Origin of the sequence: Jiella mangrovi (assembly GCF_017815135.1) — a bacterium.
In the GTDB taxonomy this organism is placed as follows: domain Bacteria; phylum Pseudomonadota; class Alphaproteobacteria; order Rhizobiales; family Rhizobiaceae; genus Jiella; species Jiella mangrovi.
This window is the reverse complement of the sequence record NZ_JAGJCF010000022.1, coordinates 41,050-61,749: the sequence shown is the minus strand read 5'-3', so window position 1 is coordinate 61,749 and position 20,700 is coordinate 41,050. Positions and strand designations below refer to the sequence as shown.

General features: G+C 65.1%; 21 protein-coding genes. 5 read left to right on the top strand and 16 right to left on the bottom strand.

The window, feature by feature from the left end:
- Positions 1–32: 32 nt before the first annotated feature.
- Positions 33–1,253: an ABC transporter substrate-binding protein gene (locus tag J6595_RS20445; RefSeq protein ID WP_209597208.1), complete on the bottom strand. Its 1,221-nt coding sequence runs from the start codon at positions 1,251–1,253 to the stop codon at positions 33–35.
- A gap of 219 nt (positions 1,254–1,472) precedes the next feature.
- Here J6595_RS20445 and J6595_RS20440 point away from each other — a divergent pair, with 219 nt between their 5' ends.
- Positions 1,473–2,222, top strand: coding sequence for an SDR family NAD(P)-dependent oxidoreductase (locus J6595_RS20440; protein ID WP_209597206.1), 750 nt, complete (start codon positions 1,473–1,475; stop codon positions 2,220–2,222).
- Between the two features lie 19 nt (positions 2,223–2,241).
- On the opposite strand, the gene J6595_RS20435 is transcribed toward J6595_RS20440, so the two are convergent.
- The 7 genes from J6595_RS20435 to J6595_RS22790 form a co-directional block, all read right to left on the bottom strand.
- Positions 2,242–2,859 (bottom strand): HdeD family acid-resistance protein, encoded by a 618-nt coding sequence (locus tag J6595_RS20435; protein WP_209597204.1) that lies wholly within the window; start codon positions 2,857–2,859, stop codon positions 2,242–2,244.
- 150 nt (positions 2,860–3,009) lie between these two features.
- Positions 3,010–3,594, bottom strand: coding sequence for an NADPH-dependent FMN reductase (locus J6595_RS20430; protein ID WP_209597202.1), 585 nt, complete (start codon positions 3,592–3,594; stop codon positions 3,010–3,012).
- On the bottom strand, positions 3,591–4,205 hold the full coding sequence (locus tag J6595_RS20425) for a class I SAM-dependent methyltransferase (RefSeq protein ID WP_209597200.1): 615 nt from the start codon (positions 4,203–4,205) through the stop codon (positions 3,591–3,593). Before J6595_RS20425 ends, J6595_RS20430 begins: the two co-directional genes overlap by 4 nt.
- A 37-nt stretch (positions 4,206–4,242) precedes the next feature.
- A complete protein-coding gene (locus J6595_RS20420) occupies positions 4,243–4,812 on the bottom strand; it encodes a class I SAM-dependent methyltransferase (RefSeq protein WP_245198932.1) in 570 nt (189 codons plus the stop codon).
- 244 nt (positions 4,813–5,056) lie between these two features.
- A complete protein-coding gene (gene dnaJ / locus J6595_RS20415) occupies positions 5,057–6,196 on the bottom strand; it encodes a molecular chaperone DnaJ (protein ID WP_209597196.1) in 1,140 nt (379 codons plus the stop codon).
- 394 nt (positions 6,197–6,590) lie between these two features.
- Entirely contained in the window at positions 6,591–7,676 is a 1,086-nt protein-coding gene (locus J6595_RS20410; protein WP_280891548.1) for an acyltransferase family protein, read from the bottom strand.
- A gap of 261 nt (positions 7,677–7,937) precedes the next feature.
- Entirely contained in the window at positions 7,938–8,201 is a 264-nt protein-coding gene (locus J6595_RS22790; RefSeq protein WP_209597194.1) for a DUF1289 domain-containing protein, read from the bottom strand.
- Positions 8,202–8,411: 210 nt separating this feature from the next.
- On the opposite strand from J6595_RS22790, the gene J6595_RS20400 reads away from it, so the two are divergent.
- Both J6595_RS20400 and J6595_RS20395 read left to right on the top strand, forming a co-directional pair.
- Entirely contained in the window at positions 8,412–8,885 is a 474-nt protein-coding gene (locus tag J6595_RS20400; RefSeq protein WP_209597192.1) for a hypothetical protein, read from the top strand.
- A gap of 267 nt (positions 8,886–9,152) precedes the next feature.
- Entirely contained in the window at positions 9,153–9,635 is a 483-nt protein-coding gene (locus J6595_RS20395) for a Dps family protein (protein ID WP_209597190.1), read from the top strand.
- A gap of 122 nt (positions 9,636–9,757) precedes the next feature.
- On the opposite strand, the gene J6595_RS20390 is transcribed toward J6595_RS20395, so the two are convergent.
- Both J6595_RS20390 and J6595_RS20385 read right to left on the bottom strand, forming a co-directional pair.
- A complete protein-coding gene (locus J6595_RS20390; protein WP_209597188.1) occupies positions 9,758–11,200 on the bottom strand; it encodes a phosphomannomutase in 1,443 nt (480 codons plus the stop codon).
- Positions 11,201–11,255: 55 nt separating this feature from the next.
- Complete coding sequence (locus tag J6595_RS20385) at positions 11,256–12,692, bottom strand: mannose-1-phosphate guanylyltransferase/mannose-6-phosphate isomerase (protein ID WP_245198928.1); 1,437 nt, start codon at positions 12,690–12,692, stop codon at positions 11,256–11,258.
- Between the two features lie 273 nt (positions 12,693–12,965).
- Here J6595_RS20385 and J6595_RS20380 point away from each other — a divergent pair, with 273 nt between their 5' ends.
- A complete protein-coding gene (locus tag J6595_RS20380) occupies positions 12,966–13,523 on the top strand; it encodes an RBBP9/YdeN family alpha/beta hydrolase (RefSeq protein WP_209597186.1) in 558 nt (185 codons plus the stop codon).
- 36 nt (positions 13,524–13,559) lie between these two features.
- Here the strand turns inward: J6595_RS20380 and J6595_RS20375 are convergent, their stop codons facing one another.
- The 5 genes from J6595_RS20375 to J6595_RS20355 all read right to left on the bottom strand — a co-directional run bounded on the left by J6595_RS20375 (position 13,560) and on the right by J6595_RS20355 (position 15,788).
- A complete protein-coding gene (locus tag J6595_RS20375) occupies positions 13,560–13,877 on the bottom strand; it encodes a DUF1476 domain-containing protein (protein ID WP_209597184.1) in 318 nt (105 codons plus the stop codon).
- 121 nt (positions 13,878–13,998) lie between these two features.
- Positions 13,999–14,370 carry a hypothetical protein gene (locus J6595_RS20370; protein ID WP_209597182.1) on the bottom strand — a complete coding sequence of 124 codons (372 nt, stop codon included), beginning with the start codon at positions 14,368–14,370 and terminating at the stop codon, positions 13,999–14,001.
- Positions 14,363–14,791: a hypothetical protein gene (locus J6595_RS20365; protein ID WP_209597180.1), complete on the bottom strand. Its 429-nt coding sequence runs from the start codon at positions 14,789–14,791 to the stop codon at positions 14,363–14,365. The genes J6595_RS20370 and J6595_RS20365 overlap by 8 nt, the downstream gene beginning before the upstream one ends.
- Positions 14,788–14,997, bottom strand: a complete 210-nt coding sequence (locus J6595_RS20360; RefSeq protein ID WP_209597178.1) for a hypothetical protein — start codon at positions 14,995–14,997, stop codon at positions 14,788–14,790. Before J6595_RS20360 ends, J6595_RS20365 begins: the two co-directional genes overlap by 4 nt.
- A 53-nt stretch (positions 14,998–15,050) precedes the next feature.
- Positions 15,051–15,788, bottom strand: coding sequence for a peptidoglycan-binding protein (locus tag J6595_RS20355; protein ID WP_245198926.1), 738 nt, complete (start codon positions 15,786–15,788; stop codon positions 15,051–15,053).
- A gap of 295 nt (positions 15,789–16,083) precedes the next feature.
- On the opposite strand from J6595_RS20355, the gene J6595_RS20350 reads away from it, so the two are divergent.
- Entirely contained in the window at positions 16,084–16,764 is a 681-nt protein-coding gene (locus J6595_RS20350; RefSeq protein WP_209597174.1) for an HAD-IA family hydrolase, read from the top strand.
- A gap of 51 nt (positions 16,765–16,815) precedes the next feature.
- Here the strand turns inward: J6595_RS20350 and J6595_RS20345 are convergent, their stop codons facing one another.
- The gene (locus tag J6595_RS20345) at positions 16,816–20,697 is read right to left on the bottom strand and encodes a baseplate multidomain protein megatron (protein WP_209597172.1); all 3,882 of its coding nucleotides are present in this window, start codon (positions 20,695–20,697) and stop codon (positions 16,816–16,818) included.
- Positions 20,698–20,700 lie beyond the last annotated feature (3 nt).

The window sequence follows — 20,700 nt, the reverse complement described above, 5'->3', positions numbered from 1 at the left end:
CGACGAAAGCGACGTGAATTTCCTCATAGCCCTCAACCGCCATAGCGCTTCTTCCATTCCTCCTCGATGCGGTTCATCCAGCTGGGATGCGGTTCGGCGAGAACCGGGCCGAGCTTCGACGGCGGCAAGGTGGCGATGCCCCGGTCGATCTCGGCGAAGGCGTCGCGATCTTCTTGCGGCAGCGTGTCCATGGCGAGGACGGTCGGATCGCCCCAGTAGCGGGGATCCTCCTTCCTAAGCTGCGCCTCGGGCGAGATGAGGAAGTTGGCGACGACCTTCGCCGCGGCCTTGGCCGAGGAATTGTAAGGGATCGCGACAAAATGGGTGTTGCCGAGCGTGCCCGTGGAAAAGACGAAGGAGCGCACCGTATCCGGCAATTCGCCCGCCGCGATCCCAGAGGAGGCCTCGGCCGGATTGAAGGCGAAGATGATGTCGAGCTCGCCGTCGGCGAGGAGCTGCTTCATCGCCGGATAGTTCTGCGGATGGTCGCGGCCGGAGCGCCAGAGGACGGGCTGGATCGCGTCGAGCCAGTCCCAGAGCGGCTTCGTCACCGTCTCGAAACTGGCCTCATCGACCGGTTTCTGCAGGACGGCGGGATCGGCGACCTTTTCGATCAGGACCTGCTTGAGGAAGCTGGAGCCGATGAAGTCCGGCGGGGCCGGATAGGAAAAGCGGCCGGGATGGGCCTTCGCCCAGGCGAGCAGTTCGTCGGCCGATTTGGGCATGGCGTCGACGGGGCCCGAGCGCGCGGTGTCGGAAAAGAACACGAGCTTCGCCCCGCCCCAGGGCGATTCCTGGCCCTTTGTCGGCAAAGTGAAATCCACCGTCACGCTGGGGTTTTTCGTGTCGACATATCTCCAGTTGGCAAGATCGGTCGCAAAGCCTTTCGCAAGGAGACCCTGTTCCTGCATCGCGGCGAAGTTCTCGCCGTTGATCCAGATGAGGTCGATCGAGCCGCCGTCGTTCTTGCCGGCGGCTTTTTCGGCGACGACGGTCGAGACGGCCGCCGCCGTATCGTCGAGCTTGACGTGCTTCAGCGTGACGCCGAACCGCTTCGACACTTCGTCGCCGACCCAGTCGATATAGTCGTTGATGTTCTGCGAGCCGCCCCAGGCGTCGAAATAGACCGTCTCGCCCTTCGCCTCGTCGAGGACGGTCTGCCAGGCGGGATCGGGGGCCTGATCGGCCCGTGCGGCACCGGCGATCATCACGCTTGCCGCCACGGCCATGGCAGCGACCCGAATTTGAACCATATTCCACTCCTCGGTGACATCTGGGGCGCGACGGACCGGCCAGCCCAACCGCCCTATAGTCTCAGTTTCGATCGCCGGCGAAATTTGTTTCGCCCAGCCGCGCCTTGAAATCAGGCAAGATGGGCTGGTGCCAACCGCCTGCGCATCGGCTATGGACAAACCAAGGCAGACACATGATTCAAGCCGGCCGGCCTCCCGCCGGCTCAGGAGAAGCGCCAAATGAGCGATCGCGACGAACGCAAGACACTCGTTCTCACCGGGGCATCCCGGGGCATCGGCCACGCGACCGTCAAGCGCTTTTCGCGCGAAGGCTGGCGGGTGATCACCTGTTCGCGCCAGGATTTCGCCGAAAACTGCCCCTGGCCCGCCGGCCCGGAAGACCACATCCGTGTCGATCTGTCGGACCAGGAGGATGTCGGCTACGCGACGTCCGAAATCCGCCGCCGGCTGGAGGCGAACGGCTCGAAACTGCATGCGCTCGTCAACAATGCGGCGATTTCGCCCAAGGCCCAGGGCGGCTCGCGGCTCGATTCGATCCAGACGCCGATGCATATGTGGCGCGACGTCTTCCAGGTGAATTTCTTCGCGCCGATCATGCTGGCGCGCGGGCTGTTCAAGGAATTGGCCAACGCCAAGGGCTCGATCGTCAACGTGACCTCGATCGCCGGCGGCCGCGTCCATCCCTTCGCCGGCACCGCCTACGCGACCTCGAAGGCGGCGCTGAACTCGCTGACCCGCGAGATGGCCCACGATTTCGGCCCGGCCGGCATCCGTGTCAACGCCATCGCACCGGGCGAGATCGAGACCGCGATCCTGTCGCCGGGAACCGAGAACATGATCGAGGACATCCCGCTGCGCCGGCTCGGCCAGACCGCCGAGGTCGCCGACGTCATCTATTTCCTGTGCTCGAACCAGTCGAGCTACGTCAACGGCTCCGAACTCCATATCAATGGCGGGCAGCACGTCTGAGGCCTGAGAGCCTCGCGCTTCACAGCCGCGAGGCCGGCGGGTTGTTGCGGGCGTCGAGGGCGGTGAAGAGCAGGCCGAAGCCCGACGAGATGAAGGAAATGCCGAGGAACACGCCGACCGCCCAGACGGCTGTGCCCGGCAGGCCGAGAATCAGAAAGACCGCGAGCGCGATATCGACGACGCCCGAGACGACGACCAGCCAGAAGCGGGTCGTCGACAGCTTGACCGCTCGCGCGATCGAGAAGTTGAACAGGCCGGACAGGACGAAGAACGCCGCCAGAATCCAGGTCAGCGTCACCGTCCCGGCGATCGGATCGTAGATGATGACCCCGCCGAGGACGACGCTAAGGATGGCAAGAAGGAGGTTCGACAAGAACCCCGGCGCCTCTTTGGAGCGGACGGCCGCGACAACCCCGACGACACCGCCGAGGATCAACAGCCAGCCGAAGAACAGCGTCGTTGCCAGCGTCGCGGCAAAGGGCACGAGCAAGGCCAGAAATCCGACGACGATCATCAGCGCGCCCTGGAAGGTGTAGTATTTCCAGTGGTCGTGCAGGTAACGCTGGACCGCCTTCACGGCGGCGCGCTGCTTGGCTTCGGTGGTCGCAGGCTCGCTTGGACGGATTTCGGTGGGCATGACGGTGGCCTCCATTCGCATTCGATCGCGACCAGCCAGGGCGAGCGCCATCGCATCGATAAATTGAAGTCCGTTCGCGGCTGACGGTTCCCGACATGGACGAAGCTTCAGAATGCCCCTCGTCCAAGGGTCGTTGTCGCCTAGCCAGCCTCAGCCGTGCCGGCTCAGGCTGCGGGCCGTGTCGAGCAGCTTGTCGCACAGCGATTCGAGGTTGGAGCGGGAGGCATCATCCGTCAGCCGCCCGCTTTCGTCGAAACCGGTGGCGGCGTTGGATACGAGGCACTGCTGGGTGATGACGTCGGCGCCAAGGGCCCGCATGACGATGCGAACCGCCTCCAGCCCTCTCAGCCCGCCGAAACGGCCGGGCGAGGCTGCGGCGAGACCGACGACCAGTCCCTTGAAGGGCTGGACCGGCCGATCGTCGACCTTGCGCACCCGGCTGACCCAGTCGATGGTGTTCTTGAGGAGCGGCGGGATCGAGGCGTTGTATTCCGGCGAGACGATCAAGAGAGCGTCCTGCGCAGCGATGCGCTGGGCCAGGAGCTTGGCATTCTCGGGGACGCCGGCTTCCGTCTCGAAGTCGCCGTCATAGATCGGCAGCGGATAGTCGGAAAGATCGACGCGGCTGACGACGGCATCCGACACGGCGATCAGCCGCATGATTTCCGAGGCGAGCATGCGATTGTAGGAGCCGAGCCGGAGCGAGCCCGGCATGATCAGGACATTGGTGCTCAAGCAGTTCTGGCCCCGCTGCCGGCAGTGTCCTGATCGTAGATCCAGACCTTTGCCGGTGGAATGTTGGTCCAGACCCTTCGCGAGGACGAGACGGAGAAGACACCCGGCACGGGGCGCACGGGAGGGGTCACCATGTAGGAGAGCTGGGTCAGGTTGCCCCCCGGCAGGAGCCGCTCGAAATACCGGGTAAACAGCGCCTGACGCTTGGCCTGGGACATGTTGACGATGGGGATCGCAAACAGGATGGCCGCATATTTCGGGCTGTCTTCGGCTGGTCCGAGCGTCTTTTCGAGATCGATCCCGTCGCCGTTGATGACGTTGACCTTTGGAAACCGGCGCTGCAGCTTTCTGGCGAAGTCCTGGTCGTATTCGATCGAGGTGATGCGCTCGGGGGCGACGCCCTGTTCGAGAAGCGTGCGGGTGACGACGCCGAGGCCGGGCCCCAGTTCCAGGATCGGCCCGTCGATGGCGGTCGTCGCGTGGCGAACCATCATTCGGCAGTAGGAGCGGCTCGAGGGCGCGACCGCCCCCATCTTCACCGGGCTGCGAACCCAGGTCGCCAGAAACGGCAGCCAGTCGCCCGCCCCACTTTCGGTTTTCGATCGGCTCATCTCGTCACTAGCCTCGACTCTTACTACGGGTGTCTTTCTACGGGGCGGGAGTGGAAAGGCCCATCTTAGACGCTTGTATGCCCGCCGCCTCGGATCGATAGACCAGCACGCGCGCCGGTGGCAGATTCCGCTTGATCCACGGGCTGAGCTCCAGCGTCGCGCCGATCCGCTTCGCCTTCACCGGCTGAGTCAACGCATAGGAAAACTGGACGAACGGCGCCCCCGGCTTCATCCGGGCGATCGAACGGCCGATCACCTCTTCGCGCATCTCGTCGGGGCGGGTGAACAGCGGCAGGCTCGATACGACGGCCTCGAGCGGGTCATCGCCGATCCATTCGGAAAACATCGTCCCGATCGCATAGGCATCGCCCCGGATGACCCGGGCCTCGGGAAAGCGCTTTTCGAGAAGCTTGCAGAATTCCGGCGAAAACTCGACAAGCACCAAGGATGCTTCGGAAACGCCTCGGGCGATCAGCATCTGCGTCACGACGCCGGTTCCAGGCCCGAGCTCCAGAACCTTGGAATTGGGTCGGAAGGACGCCGGATCGGGAACATAGGCCGCCATGGCCCGGCCGAGCGCGCGGGACGACGGCGACACCGCTCCCATAGTCAGGGGACTCTGCAGCCAGCCGCGAAAGAATCGTGCCTCGTCGCTGACCTTGACACGTGGTCGCGTCTCGGATCGCGATCGCGCGACCATTCGAGATCGCCGCGGCGGTGTTTCCAGCACGCTTCTTCCTCCGTCGACGTAGATATTGACCGGCCTAACCAAAACCGGTGCGTTACGAAAGCCTGAATCGGCGGAATATCAGCCGTCGATACGAAACGGTCGGTAAAGAAGATGGAGCGGCCTACGTCTCGCTCAACCCTTCGAAGAACTCCTTCATACGGGCGAAGAAGCCACTGGACTGGGGGGAATTTTCCTTCGACGAGATCTGCTCGAACTCTTCGAGCAGCTCGCGCTGGCGCCGTGAAAGATTTTGCGGCGTCTCGATCGCAACCTGGATGAAGAGATCACCGGTCTGCGGGGAGCGCAGCACGGGCATGCCCTTGCCACGCAGGCGGAACTGCTTTCCGCTCTGCGTGCCGTCGGGGATCTTCACCCGGCTGGTGTTGCCGTCGAGGGTCTGGACGTCGATGTTGCCGCCGAGCGCGGCGGTCGTCATCGACACCGGCACCTTGCAGAACAGGTCCGAGCCGTCGCGCTGGAAGAACTCGTGCGGCCGGATCGACAGGAAGATGTAGAGATCGCCGGCTGGCCCGCCGCGCAGGCCCGACTCTCCCTCGCCGGCGAGCCGGATGCGTGTGCCATCCTCGATGCCGGCGGGAATGTTCACCGAAAGCGTCCGCTCTTCGGGAAGCCGGCCCTCGCCGCCGCATTTGCCGCATGGATCAGTGATGACCTGACCACGGCCCTGACAGGCCGGGCATGTCCGCTCGACCGAAAAGAAGCCCTGGGCCGCCCTCACCCGGCCGACGCCACCGCAGGTCGGGCAGGTCTTCGGGGTGGAGCCCGGGCTTGCGCCGGAGCCGGTGCATTCGTCGCACTGGATCGATGTCGGCACGCCGATGTCGGCGGTCTTGCCGGCAAAGGCCTCCTCGAGGCTGATTTCCATGTTGTAGCGCAGGTCCGACCCGCGCTCGCGGCCGCTGCCGCCCTGCCGGCCCCTTGCCCGGCCGCCCATCATCTCGCCGAAGATGTCGTCGAAGATGTCGGCCATGGACGAAGCAAAATCGCCTCTAAATCCGCCAGCGCCGGCGCCGCCGTTCTGGAAGGCCGCGTGGCCGAAGCGATCGTAGGCCGCGCGCTTCTGAGGGTCCTTCAGGACCTCGTAGGCCTCGCCGAGCTCCTTAAACTTGACCTCGGATTCGGCATCCCCGGGGTTGCGATCGGGATGATATTGCATGGCGAGCTTGCGAAACGCACTTTTCAGCCCCTTCTCGTCCACGTCACGGGCTACGCCGAGCATCTCGTAGTAATCGGCCTTCATTCAAGCTTCCATCAGTTCTCAGTCCAAATCCGCAGCCTTCGCGGGGATGCGCTCCGCCGGCGCCAGGCCAAAGCGGGAGTTCAGACCTTCAAAACGTTTTCGCGGCGGCCCCGCCGACAGATCCCGCGAAACCACCGGACGCCACGGGACACCTGTCATCACCGTGGACATTGGCAAAACCCCGCAAGGATCGATCGCGCCACCCGCCCCTTCGAACCAGCTGCAGCTCCCGGATGGTCGCCGCATGGTCGGGCGACACGTCGGGCTCAGCGCCGATGACTTTTCGTTCATCTAGGAACGTATGTCCGCCGATACCATAGGCCGCAGAGGAGGAATAGTGGCGCGTATCGACAACTCGCGCACAGAGCCGGCTCGCGTGGCCGCGGAAAGATCGTCAGACCGCAGCCAGCCGAGCGGCGGGACTTGATGGATCCGGCCTTGCGGGAAGAAGCACCTTCGCGCAGGCCGGCTCCAGATATTTGCCGGACAGGACGGCGGCGGCGATCGTCGCGATCATCGGCAACATCCAGTAGAGGTAGAAGTCGACGAAACCCGTCTGCCGCAGCCAGTGATACCAGATCACTTCCAGGAAGATGAACTCCATCACTGGATGGAGAAGATAGATGCTGAAAGCGACGCGCGTCAGCGGCATCAACGGCTGCAGAGAGCGCGTCGATTCGGGCCGTGCGATCTCGGCCAGCGCCGTCAGCGTCAGCGCCGCCACCATCAGCGGCATGACGAGGGCGTAGTGGAAGCCGGCGAGCATCGCGGCGAGGACGAGCCCGGTGGCGATCAGTCCCGGCACGTGACTTCGAACATCGACGATCCGTCGCGCGACGACGGTGGCGACTGCCGCGCCGATCAGGAAATCGGCCAGCGCACGATAGGCGCCCATCGAATCGGCAGTCGTCCAGCTTCCGGAGGGAAACCATCCCTGCGCCGATGCCAGCTCCAGACAGCCGATCCACATCGCGATCACGGCAAGAAGCCCGCCCAGCCCGCCGAAGCGCAGCGTCAGGCAGACCACCGGAAACAAGGCGTAGCAGAAGAACTCGGCGCTGATCGACCAGGACGGATAGTTGAGAGCAAGCCCGTCGGTGAAACCGTGAGCATGCAAGAGCGAAATGTGAAAGGGCAGCGCTGCGAGGTCACGCGCCCACGGGTAATGCGGGGCATCGACGACAAAGGCGGCGAGTGCGACGACGGCGAAGAAGGCGGTGATCGCGTAATGGAGGGGCAGAAGCCTAGCCGCGCGAGCGCGCATGAAGCGGCCATAGCTCGCAAGGTCGCCGACCCGATCGCGGTAACGGATGGTGATGAAGAAGCCCGAGATCATGAAGAACATGTCGAGCAGGGGCAGCAGGCGATACAAGATCGAAACGCCCGTCTCGACACCGTAAGGCGCCCAGAACACGAAATGATACGTCATGATCAGTATTGCTGCGACGAAGCGCCAACAATCGAATATCCGAAAATGCATGGAGGTCTTCATCCTCCGACCAGGCCTGCCCAAAGCCTATTATCGACCAAATTTCCTTATCTGTCGCTTTTCATCCCACTCGCGGCAATCAAATGTTGAAGGATTGGTTAAGCCACCAAGGCAGGAAATGCAGGCAAAGCCTGGTGGCGCAGCATTTGGCATCAGGCTTCGCGGCGGCGAGACACCGAACGTCGAGAACCGGCAAAGCCTCGTCTACTCATGCGTGACGATCAGAGGTTGGGCACCGCAGACTGATACAAGTCAGAGTTTTTCGAGCGGACAGGGGACGGCCTTTTTGTCGCATTTGCGCCGATAGACGCGCTCCCAGCGCGACAGTCTGCCGCGTTCGGTCAGACGATCGACGAGCATGCGGAAGAAGGCCTTCTTCTTCGACTTCTTCTCAAGGCGCTTGAAGCGCTTCTTTTCCGGCTTGGTCATGAAGCAGCCGATGCAGCCGCCGCCTTCGCCGCTGAATTTGCAGACACCGATGCATGGCGACGGCGCCTTGGCCCATCGTTTCGCCACGAACTTCCCCAATCGAGTGATGGCCTGAGCTGAGCGCGGACCCGGGCGGCGGTTACTACCTGGCAGAAATGCCAGCCGAAGCGCCGATCTGCCCTTTTGCCCTTCGGCTCGGCCTGCTATAAAGACTGACGAGAATTGTCAAGTTTTAGAATGGGTCCAGACTGACAGTCCCTCGGGGCTTGCTGAAGCGGACCATCGACGGACGGCATGATGAGCGCAGCATTCGCCTATGCACAACCGGTTGAGACCGGCGGAGTGGTTCTTCCCCTGCGCTCGGGAGGCAGCTTCCAGTGCCCGACCGTGGCGCAGCGTGTCCCGCAGCTTGGCGAAGAAGATCGTGATCGGCTGAACCGTCTGCGCTGGTTCGCGCTCAAGAGCCGCCTCGCACCGCGGCCCGATGTCGAGCGCGCCTGCCTGGTTCTCACGGCACAGGCCGCGCCCACCGTGGAACATCTCGCGACCATTTTCTTTCGGGCGCTCGAAGAACATGCCAATCGCGACCTCGCCTTCTACCGGCCGGGCGCAAGGCATCCCTCGGAAGACGAGATCTGGCTGCTTCGCCTGCTTTCGGCCTGGCGCGACGGCGAACGCAAGGCCGGCGCCGCACTGATCGCCTGGCGCGTCGCGCCCGTCGGGCGCCACTGGCTGCGCTTCCTGGCCGAGGCCGTTTCCTCGCGCTTGTGAACCCGACGGAGGAGTTCGATGGCACGCACCGCTCGGCCAGATTGCCGCTCCGCCCCGTCCTTTGACTGTCCATTCGTCCCGTCCACACCCCGACACAAGGCCGGTTTTTTTCGGTGACTTGCGCGTTTCGGGCGCGAGGCCCGTTCGGAAAAATCGACAAAATCATGTCTGACCGCTTCCATCCTTTTTAGAATTATTCTAGAAACAGGAAAACCGAGCGTCGGAAGGCGTTCTGCGAATTTGAGAAAAGTATCGAAGGAGATCGCCATGACCCTCGTGGCCGCAAAAATGGAACCCACCGCCAAGGAAGAAATCGTCGAGGGCCTGACGCAGGCTCTGGCCGAGACCTCGGTCGAGACGATGAAGGCGCAGAACTTCCACTGGAACGTCACCGGCATGGCCTTCGGCCCGCTGCACGAGCTGTTCCAGAAGATCTACGAGGACCATTTCGAGGGTCAGGATTTCCTCGCCGAGCGTATCAAGGCGATGGATGCCCATGCCGAGGGCCGCTACAGCGTTTTCCTGTCGCGCAGCGCGATCTCCGAGCATGACGGCAAGACCGACGCGAAGACCATGATCGAGACCCTGCTCAAGGACCAGGAAACCCTGTCCTCGACGCTGTCGGCTCTCGCCGAGGTCGCCGATCAGCATGGCGATTGGGCGACCAACGATATGGCGACGGCTCGCATCGAGGCCCATGACAAGTTCGCCTGGATGCTGCGTGCGCATCTGCGGGGCTCGGCCGCCTGATCCGTCCGGTCTTTCTGGCGCGGCAAGCTGCGGCTTGCCGGTCACCGAAATTCGATCCCCGTCGGCAGATCATCCCGGCGGGGTTTCTCATATGCGGATCCCGGTGGTTCTTCGGGCCCCTATCAGGAACGATCGAGCGCCGCTTGCGCCGCGCCGAGCCCCCATTCGAGAAGCCGCGTCGCCGCCTCTTCGCTCGCCGCTTCCACGTAACAGCGCAGCTCAGGCGCGTTGCCGGACGCGCGATAGTGCACGGTTTCGCCACTCGCCAGCGTCGTTCGAACGCCGTCGACGCGGTTGACGTCCTCAACGTCATCGACCGGTCGGAAAAACGCCCGGCGATACGCCTCGTCCTCCGCCAGCCGGGCGAGGAACGGGCCACTCGCGGTCGCCTCGACTTCCTTGAGTCGGTGGGCGGCCGTGAAGCCCGCCTCGAGCCCATCGACGATCGCCGAGAGCGTCTTTTGCGTCGCGGCGATCTCGGCGAGCACGGCAAGGATCGGCAGGACGCTGTCTCTCGTCGGCAGGGCCGCAAGCCACCGCCCGAAGAGCTCTATGTCTGAGCCGAGCAGCAGACCGCCATTCGCCTCGAAGCCGACGATGCCGGCTTCGCCGGCCCGGCCGCCTTCCTCCATGCCGGCGATGACGAAGGGACTGCCGACCTTCGTGCGGCGGACACTGGACGCGATGCCCGAGCGCTCGATCGCCGAGCTCGAGGTGACCGGCGTCACGATCGTCGACAGGCCGAGATGCCGGGCCGTCAGCAGACCGATCACGTCACCGCGCAGGACATGGCCCGCCGCATCCGCAACGAGCGGCCGGTCGGCGTCGCCATCGGTCGAGACGAATGCATCGCAGCGCCCCTCCCCGGCCCATTCCCGCAAAAGGGCGATGTCTTCCGGCCGATGTGCTTCCGTATCGACCGGAATGAAGGATTCCGATCGGCCATAGGTGATTGTCCGTGCACCGAGCTTTGCGAGGACATCGACCAGGATGTCGCGTGCGACCGAGGAGTGCTGATAGATGCCGACGGTCAGCCCTTCGAGCGCGTGCGGGCCGAAGAAAGCCGCGTAGCGTTCGACATAGGGCGTCGTCGCATCGAAACTTACGGCCGGCCGTTTCCACTCGGCAAGCGCCTCGAATTCCAGGAGATCGTCTTCCCGCAGGGCAAGGAAGGCTTCGAGGATGCCGGCCTCGTCGGCCTTGCCGATCTCGCCCGTCGGCAAATAGAACTTCAGGCCATTGCGATCGTCGGGGATGTGGCTGCCGGTGACCATGATGGCCGGCGCCCGATGCTCCAGCGCCGCCAGCGCCAGCGCCGGCGTCGGCAGCGCCCCGCAATCGACCGGCTCGAAGCCTCCGGCCTCGGCCGCGGCCAGAACGAGGCCCGCGATCTCGGGGCTGCTCGATCGCAGATCACGGCCGACCAGCAATGCGCGCCGACCGCAGACGATCTCGGCGACACCGAGATAACGCAGGAAGGCCAGGCTGTAGGCATAGCTCGGCCAGCCGGCAAGGTCGCTGACGAGACCGCGCAATCCGCTTGTGCCGAATTTCAGGCTCGACATCGGCTCCCTTTCGTTCCGGACCTCTGACCCGCGTCGCGTGTCGGTCCTCCACGCCCTAGCTGCGGGCGTAGACATCCTCGATGCGCACGATGTCGTCCTCGCCGGTATAGCTGCCGACCTGCACCTCGATCAGCTTCAGATCGATCTTGCCGGGATTGTGGAGACGATGGACGCATCCGATCGGCAGATAGGCCGCCTCGTTCTCGTGATAGAATTTCACCGCCCCGTCGATGGTCACTTCCGCCGTGCCGTGAACGACGACCCAGTGCTCGGCGCGGTGATGGTGGCGCTGCAGGCTGAGGCGTCCGCCCGGCTTGACGCAGATATGCTTGACCTGAAACCGGTCGCCGATGTCGATGCGTTGATACCAGCCCCAGGGCCGGTGGATGCGCATGTGTTCGCCGGCCTCCCGACGGCCGGCCCGCTTCAGCTCGGCCACCAGCGTCTTCACCTTCGGGGCGGCCTGCATCGAGGAGACCAGAACCGCGTCATGGGTGGTGACGACGACGACGTCGTCGAGCCCGACGACGGTCGTCAGCGCCTCTTCGGAGCGCACGAAGCTGTTGGTGGTGTCGATCGCAACCACGTCGCCTTCGAGCCGGTTGCCGTTCTCGTCCTTGTCCTTGACGGCGTGGAGCGAATCCCAGGAACCGATGTCCGACCAGCCGAATTCCGCCGCCAGCACCCCGCCGCGCTTGGTCTTTTCCATAACCGCATAGTCGATCGAAATCGTCGGCGAGGCCGCGAAAGACAAAGCGTCAAGGCGCACGAAGTCGAGATCGAGAACCGCCTTGTCGACGGCCTCGCGGGCGGCGGCCAGAACGCCCGGAGCGTATGTTTCGAGCTCCTGCAGCATCACCTCGGTGGCGAATGCGAAGTTGCCCGAGTTCCAGACATAGCCTTCGGCAATGTAGCGCTCGGCGGTCTGGCGATCCGGCTTTTCGACGAAGCGCTCGATCGAGCGGGCGCCCTGGCCGAGATCCTCGGAGCCGGGATGAATATAGCCGTAGGCCGTCGAAGGATGGTCCGGGGTGATGCCGAGTGTCATGATCCGCCCGGTCGCCGCGACGCTCGACGCCTCGCGCACGGCATTCAGGAAGCCCGCCTCGTCGCCGATCACGTGGTCTGAGGCGAGCAGCAGGCAGGTGCCGCCACCGATGGCCTGTCGCTCCGCCAGCAGCGCGCCCACGGCGACAGCGGCCGCACTGTCGCGCCGCTCCGGTTCGAGGACGATCTCGGCCTCGACGCCGAGCGCCGCCAACTGCTCGGCGGTGATGAAGCGGAAGTCGTTGTTGGTGACGACGATCGGCCTGCCGAACCCCTTGCCCACGACGCGGCGGATCGTCGCCTGAAAGGCCGAGAGGCCGCCGTCGAGCAGTTCGATGAACTGCTTGGGCATCGAATCGCGGGAAACCGGCCAGAGCCGCGAGCCAGCGCCACCAGCCATGATGATCGGGATGATTGTCGGCGAGGGGACCATGGAACGGGACATCCGTGATGATTCGACCGGATTGGATGAAAAGGCAGACACACAGATACAGTCTGCCATCCGGCCTTTCCATATCATGAGCGAGACGACGTCCCGCCTCGCCGGCTGTCATCATGGTTTATGGACGATGGGCAGGGCACCGCACTCGCCCGGTCATGTCCGCGATGGCGACACCAGCAATTTCCGCTACGGAAAATCTCGCGTCAAGCGTCCCGCGGGTAAATGGCCTCACTGGATGAGGTTGACTTCGACGCCGTCACTTCGCATGTGCGAAGCATGCGAGTTGCCGAAGCTGATATTCTCATCATTCCCGGTTACAAGGGATCCCCGGACGACCACTGGCAAAGCCGCTGGGAGCGCAAGCTTTCCACCGCGCGCCGCGTCGGTCAGAAGGAATGGTCCAAACCCGTCGTGGAGGACTGGACGAACGCCGTCGCCGATGCGGTGAACGGCTGCCAGCGCCCTGTCGTCCTCGTTGCCCATTCCTTGGGTGTCGCCGCTGCCGTTCAGGCGCTTGGCAAATGCGAGCGCCCGATCGCAGGCGGGTTTTTCGTCGCGCCGCCCGACGTCGCCAATGATGCGATCCGGCCGAAGCATCTTCGCACCTTCGGGCCGTATCCCCGCGACCCGCTCCCCTTTCCGAGCCTCGTCGTTGCCAGCCGCAACGACATGTTCTCGTCCTTCGAGGCGGCAGAGGACATCGCCGGAGCCTGGGGATCGCTGTTCATCGATGCCGGGGAAATCGGCCATATCAATGCCGACAGCGGACATGGCCCCTGGCCCGAGGGCCTCTTGACCTTCGGGCGCTTCATGAGCCGGCTGCCGCATGGCTGAAGGTGGCGGGAGGACGGATCGCTCCCGCTCGCCCGGTCAGTCGTTGCGAAGCTGCGTCTCCGCCTCGGCGAGAAACTCGCTCATGTGGCGCTGGATCTGGTGATCCGATTGTTCGACCTTGGCACCGTCGAAATCCGCGCGGATCTTCTGGAAGATGCCGTCGTCGCCTGGCGTCTGGAACGCGACATTGATCAGGTCCTGCGCGTAACGGCTGGCGTCGTCGCCGCTATAGCCGAGCTTTTGCGCAGCCCAAAGCCCGAGCAGCTTGTTGCGCCGCGCCTCGATGCGGAACCGCAGCTCCTGATCGTGCACATAGCGCGACTCGAAGTCTTGTCCGCGATTTTCAAAGGCCATGTCGTTACCTCGCTCCTTCACCCAGCCTGGGCATGTGCCTCTGACATAGGCAAAGATGGCCGGTTTTTGAAGCGGATTCGAGCCGCAGCGCGTGACATCGACACTTGCCACGGCGCGCGCATCAGCCCCGGCTCAGCTCGGCGCGGATCTGGCGCAGTTCCAGCCTGAGTTCCTGCACCTCGCGGCTGAGGTCGTGCATCAGATCGCCAAGTGTTTCGGCGTGCTGTGCGGCGTTGTGGCCGGTTTCCCGCGCCCGCTCGCCAAGCCTCTTGTCGAGTTCGCGCATGGTCAGCGAGAGCCCCTCGACGGAGCCTGCCAGTTGCCTGACCGAGACGCTGTCGACAAGGGCTCCATCGAGGCGGACAGGCTCGGTCCGGTCGCCGGCCGCTTCGCCGCTCTTCAGGCCCAGTTTCAGAACGATCGTCGAGACCGCGACACCGACCCCTCCGCCGATCCACAGCACCCACTCTGGCAGGGCATTCGTATCAAACATGGTCGCGGCAGCCTTTTTCCTCGCCGATCCAGTAGAGGCAGAACAGCGCCAAAACCGCGATGGCGGCATTACCCGCGACGGCCGGCATCAGCACGCCAATCCTTGCCGCGCCGATCGCATAGGCCACGGAGATGAGGCCGTAGACGATCACGCCGGCAAAGCAGCATGTCGCCCGGACCGAAGAGGTAAGATTTTGCCGGCAGCCGTTGACGATGAGCCCGCCCATCCAGACGGCGCCGAGGCCGAGCGCCAGGGCGCCGGTCAGGACCTCGCCGAGCACGGCCTCGAAAGCCGCATAGGCGGGGGCTTCGAATGTCGCGCCGGGCGCAAGCAGCGTCAGGCCGAAGAGCGCAAGGTTCACGGCGCAGAACCACTCCGACACCCTCGCTCGCGCCTTCTTGCGAAAATGGACGAAGATCATTGCGTCAGATCGTCGGCGTCTGTGGTGTTTTTCGGCGACAGGTAAACCACCCCGAAGCCGAGCAGCGCGTTGAACAGGCCGAGGCCAAGCCACGCATACCAGGGCATCTCGACGCCTTCGGGCACTGTGGCAAACACCGTCGTTCCGGTCGCGCCGATGGTCGCGACAGTCGCGGCGATGGCCTTGGCAACTTTGGAAAAATTCATCGGACATCCTCTTCGCGTCGTCGTCGGTGAGTGTGAAGCCGTTTCGGCCGCCGTCAGAGCCTCGCCGCCTGGACATGCATCCAGTCGTAGTTCCGGGCGCGGCCAAGCGAGAGCCAGCCTTCCGCTTCGAAGGCTTTCCAGAACGGCAGCGCGTCGGCATGGGACAGGCGCGCTTTCGGCGCGCCCCATTTGAGCTGGTTGCGCTCGGGGTCGAAATCGATCGCGATGCCCCAGGAGTGCATCGACCAGGCCGAGCCGCCGCGCATGCGCCTGACATTCAGGGAACCGCCGAAGAGATCGAGGCCGAGCGCCTGGCGTTCCTCCGCCGAATAGGTCGCCGCCACGGTCTGGAGCACCCGGCTAGCCGAGGCGGCGACCCTTTCGTGCAGGGTCATCGTCCTGATCCGCGTCGTCTTCGACCAGGCGAGTGCCATGTCGAACGGGATCTCGACCCGGGTCTGGCGCGTGCCGACCGCGCCGTAATAGGCCGGCACACCCGACTGGCGCGGCCAGCTGTTAGTCTTGAGATCGGCAAGGTCGATCGTCTGGATCTCGGCCTCCGAGACCAGACGGTCCTTCACGGCCTCTGCGGTCTCCGGGTCGACCTTACTCGCCGATTGCCGCAAGGCCGAAACGACCGCCTCGTCGGCGATGCCGTCGGCGGTCAGGTTCCTCGCTGTCTCGAAGGCACGAATGGCCGAGCGGGTGATCGGACCGACCACCCCATCGATCGGCCCGCACGCAAAGCCGTGCGCGGTCAGCCGGCTCTGCAGCCAGGTTTCGAATGTCATGGTCATCTCCTCGCAAAGGATCGGAACACAAGACCGCAGGCACGCTGGCGGGGCCCGGCGAGACTGATGCCTCGAAGAACGGGGATTGGGATCGCGCAGCTCACTCGATCGACGATCTGCCGGGAGGACGGAATAGACCCGGCGCCCTGCTCCGGCTCGTGAACGGCTGGCGGTCTCACCTCGGAGGCCGGCTTGCGCTGGACGCCCCGTCGGGCTTTATGCGCAAGCCTGCGCCTACAGGCTGCTCGCGCAGCGGAACTCTTGAGCTGCCTCACCGACGAATTGGACGCCGATCATGACCTTGAACGATGCCGGTCTCGTCATCTTCGACCTCGACGGGACGCTGGTCGACACGGCGCCGGATCTGGCTGACGCGCTCAACCACTGTCTCGGTGCCGCCGGGCTCGAGGCCGATGCTCTGGCCGTCGTGCGGCCCCATGCCGGTCACGGCGCCCGCGCCATGCTGACTGCGGCCTACGAGCGTCGTGGCCGCGTCCTGACGGAACCTGAGATGGCGAGCGCGCTCGAGCGATTCCTGTCTCACTACGAGGCGCATATCGCCGACAAGTCGCGGCCCTATCCCAACGTCGTCGCGGCGATGGATGCTCTTGCCGGTGACGGTTTCCGGCTCGCCGTCTGTACCAACAAGCGCGAGGAGCTGGCTCGCCTCCTCCTTGCGACACTCGGCCTCGCCCACCGCTTCGCCGCGATCTGCGGCGCCGATACCGTGCCCGCCCGCAAGCCGCATCCGGCCCATATCGAGGCGACGATCCAGCGCGCCGGCGGTGTGCGCGAGCGCGCGATCATGATCGGCGATTCAGCCGCCGACATCGACGCCGCGCTCGCCGCGAGAATTCCCTCTGTCCTGGTCGACTTCGGCTATGCGCCGGACGCCGAAGCAAGAGCGCGGGCGACGGTAGAGATCACCGACTATTCGACACTCACGCCTCGGCTCATCCGGCAGCTCATTGCCTGATGTCCGACTTGCTACCAAACACGTCGTTTTCCAGCGGACGCTGCCGCCGGCTCAGCCAGGCCGCCGGAACGTCGCCTTGCGAAACGTTCCCGCGCCCCAGACGGGACTGACCTGCGCGACCGAGACTGCCAAGGCATCCGGCAGAACACCGAAACGCTGCTCCTGCGCCGCCGCAGACAGGGAAAGACGCGGCTCGCTCGTATCGATCGTCGCGCTGATCCCGCTCTCTGCTTCGATCAGCACATGATAGCGTTCCGCTTCCTCCCCCAGCGGGACTTCGCGCGCGGCCCAGCTGTCGCCGCCGGTCCGGGTGCGGCGCACCCATGCGATCGAAACGTCGCCATCGGCGGCAAAAGCTGCCCTCAGATGAACTGGCGAAAGCGGCCGCACGGAGCGTCCCCCCAAGGCGGCGCTCTCGGAGAGCACCGCCGCGTCGTCCCGGGCGCGACCGAAGGGCTGAACGCGAAACTCCAGCTGCCGTCCGACGTCCCCCTCGGCAAGGGAAAGCGCGGCACTCGCCCCGTCGAGAAGTGCGAAGACGGCGCCCGCCGAGGCTCCGGCCGCCATGGCGTCCTCCGTCCCGCCCTGCGCCCTCAAAAGCCGGCTGAGCCGGAATTGTCCCGGCGCAATCTCTTCGGCCCGCTCGAACTGCAGCACCTCGAAGCCGCCATCGTCGCAGCGAACGGCGCAAAGATTGCCACCTGACAGCATCGACGCCGGCGAGACAGACGAAAGCGCTCCGCGCGGCAACTCGACGATCAGGTCGTTTGCCGGATCGATGCGTCCCTCGGGGCCGGGGCGGAGTGCGCCGGCAAGCCGGCCGAGAACTGCCGGCTGCGCCACGCGCGCTCTCGACTTCAACGTGCCATCGTCGGAGAGGCTCGCCACCTCGTAGCCCGCAAAGGGCGAAGCACTGACGGCGACACGCGCGCCCTCGAAGCCGCTTCCCCCCGGCGGCAGCGGAAGATCGAGAAAGGCCGCGAAAGGCTGCGACGCGAGGACCGGGCGGAGCTGAGCGACACTCGGTATCGTGCCACCGGCCGCCGCACCGCCACGCCGCACCGGCAATCGCCTGGCGCTGACCCGGTTGGACGCCCCGGTTTCGATCCGCGTGACCAGCCATTCGCCATCGCGTCCGTCGAGACGCAAGACGTCGCCAACCGCGAGCGAGAGGTCGCTGGCAGGAACGGCGAAGCTCGCCGTCTCCGAAACCGAGCCATTTTCGGCGAGGATCGAGGCGGCAAACGCCTCCGCCTCGGCCTCGTCCATCACGGCCGGCAAGCCGATGAGCTGCCTTCGCGGTGCGGCGACGCTCGCGCGCATCGCCTCGGCGCTGCCGGGCTGATAGTGGCGCCATGGGTCGAGGAACGACAAGGCGACGGCATCGACCGTCGCGGTGGCCTCGGTCCGCCGAAGCTCGACGAAGGGAGCGTCCTCCTCATCGACGAAAGCCGAGATCGTGGCTTTGGGGCGAAGGCGCTCCAGCGAGCGCGCGACGAACCGGCCATCCTCGGCATGCGCGACCGCGCCGACGAGGCTGAACAGGCTCTCCAGAGTATCGCGCGCCGAGGTCGGCCCCGTCTCGACCCACCCCGCAAGCGAGGCCTCGAGCCCCGACAGATCATGCGCCTCGATCCCATGGCGCTCCAGGATCGCGGCGACCAGAGCGTCCAGAGGCGCATTGCCGAGCCTGCCGTTCAGCCAATGCCCCCGGCGCCAGTTCTCGCCGTCGCTCCAAACCTCGGTGAGCGTTGGAAAGGCGGGAAACGGCCGTGCGTCGAAGGTCCAGAGATGTATGGCGGCGGGATCGATCATGCGCCCGCCATAGAGCGGCGAGGCCGGATTGGCGGCCTCGTCGAAGCCCGCCGATCCCGGGCTCCAATGTTCCAGATGGGCTTCGAGGAACCGCCGCTGCACGAGATCGTCCCGGCCGCCGCGGGAAAAATGGGGGATGGCGCTTTCGGCGGATTTGGAATCGACGAAGAGGTTGGGCTGGTTGGGTCCCTTGTCGATCGCCGGGCAGCCGAGCTCGGTCAGCCAGATCGGTTTCGCCATCGGGACGTAGTCCGTCGGCTGCTCGATCTCGATGCCCCCGCGCCGGTCGAAATGCCGGTTCGACCACCAGGAGACGATGTCCTTCGGCCGGAACACCCAGGACTTTCCGTACGCGCCATCACTGATTGGCGTGCGGTCCTTTTCCGCTCGCGCCTCCTCGTTCTCGTAGAACCAGTCGAAATACTCGCCGGCCGCGATCCCGGCCTTCAGCCCGTCCCGATCATAGATCGAGGCGGCCTCGGGCTCCTCATCGCCATCGCGCCAGTCGGTGATCGGCAGGTAGTTGTCGATCCCGATGACGTCGATCGACGACGAGGCCCAGAGCGGATCGAGATTGAAGAAGACGTCGCCCGAGCCGTCCGACGGTTGATAGCCGAAATACTCGCTCCAGTCTGCCGCGTAGGTCACGGTCGCGCCGGGCATGATCTGCTTCACGCCCTCGGCGATCTCGATCAGACCCTCGACGAAAGGAAAGCGCCCCTCATGGTCGCGGATGCGCGTCAGTCCGCGCAGCTCCGAGCCGATGACGAAGGCGTCGGCGCCGCCGGCCGCCGCAAGGCGGGCCTGGTGAAAGATCATCCGGCGATAGGACCACTCGGACGGCCCGTGATAGGTCACGCGGCCGCCCGAATACGAATAATCGCCGGGCCCGGCGGTACCGAGAAAGGCCGCGATCGCCGTGCGAGCGTCGGCCGTGCCGTCGGCGCTTCCCGCTCGCCCGACCGCGACGTCGAGGCTGATCCGCCCGCGCCAGGGAAACGCCGCCTGCTCCTGCTCGCCATAGGGATCCGGCAGCCCGTTGCCGGGCGGCACGTCCATCAGCAGGAACGGGTAGTAGGTGACCTTCAGCCCCCGGTCCTTGAGCGCCGCGATCGCGCGCATCACGCCGCCGTCGCTCGGGGTCCCGCCAAAAGCCGGGCTGCCATCGACGGTCGAGACCGTCCTGGCATTGTCCCGGCTGAGGCCCGCGACCCGCCAATTGGTGTTCTCGCGCCGCTTCGAGATCTCGACCTTCGGGCGCATCGAGCAATGGCCGGCCCGCAGATCGTCCCCGAACCACGAAACCACGAGCGCCGCGCGCTCGAGATTGGGGCAGAGCGCGAGCATTTCATCGACGGAGGCCGAAATGTCGCTGTCGCCATGAAGGACGTTGCGGTTGATCAGCCTGTCCTCGCCCTCGGAAAGCTTCTCGCGCACGCGTTCGGGATCGAGCCCGTGCTCGGTGGCGCCTGGGATGATCGTGACGGCTCTGACCTGCTCTTCCAATCGGCCGACCGGCCGCAGAACTTCGCAGGAGATCTGCGGGATGCGATTGCCGTATTGTTCGAGAGGAAGCCGCTCGAAGACGAGATAGGCGAGCCCGCGATAGGCCGGCGCATTGCCGGCGCCCTGCTTCACCTCGATCAGCGGGTCAGGCTGTTGTTCCTCGTCGCCGAGATAGACCCTGACGTCGATCTCCGACAGGTCCATTTCCTCACCATCGGCCCAGACCCTGCGGATCGCCGCGATCGGCCCTTCGCAAAGCCCGACGGCGACATTGCCGAAATAGCTGTAGGTGGTGACCTCGCTGGTCGGCGCACCGCCCTTGCCGCCCTGCCGCTCGGTTTCGCTCTTCTCCTCGAAACGCGTCGTCCAGATCACCTGCCCGGCAACCCGTGCCGCGCCGTAGACGCGCGCCACGCCGCCGCCCTCGTCGGCGGTCATGACGCGCCCGGCCTCGAGCCGCGGCCCCTCGTAGCGCTTCGTCTCGGAAAACAGCTGTCCGTCGAAGATGGACCCGGCCAACGCGCCGGCCGCACGGCCGATCACGGCGCCGAGCGGGCCACCGAGAATGGTGCCGAACGCGGCCCCGGCCGCCTGAAAAACGATGGTCGCCACGGT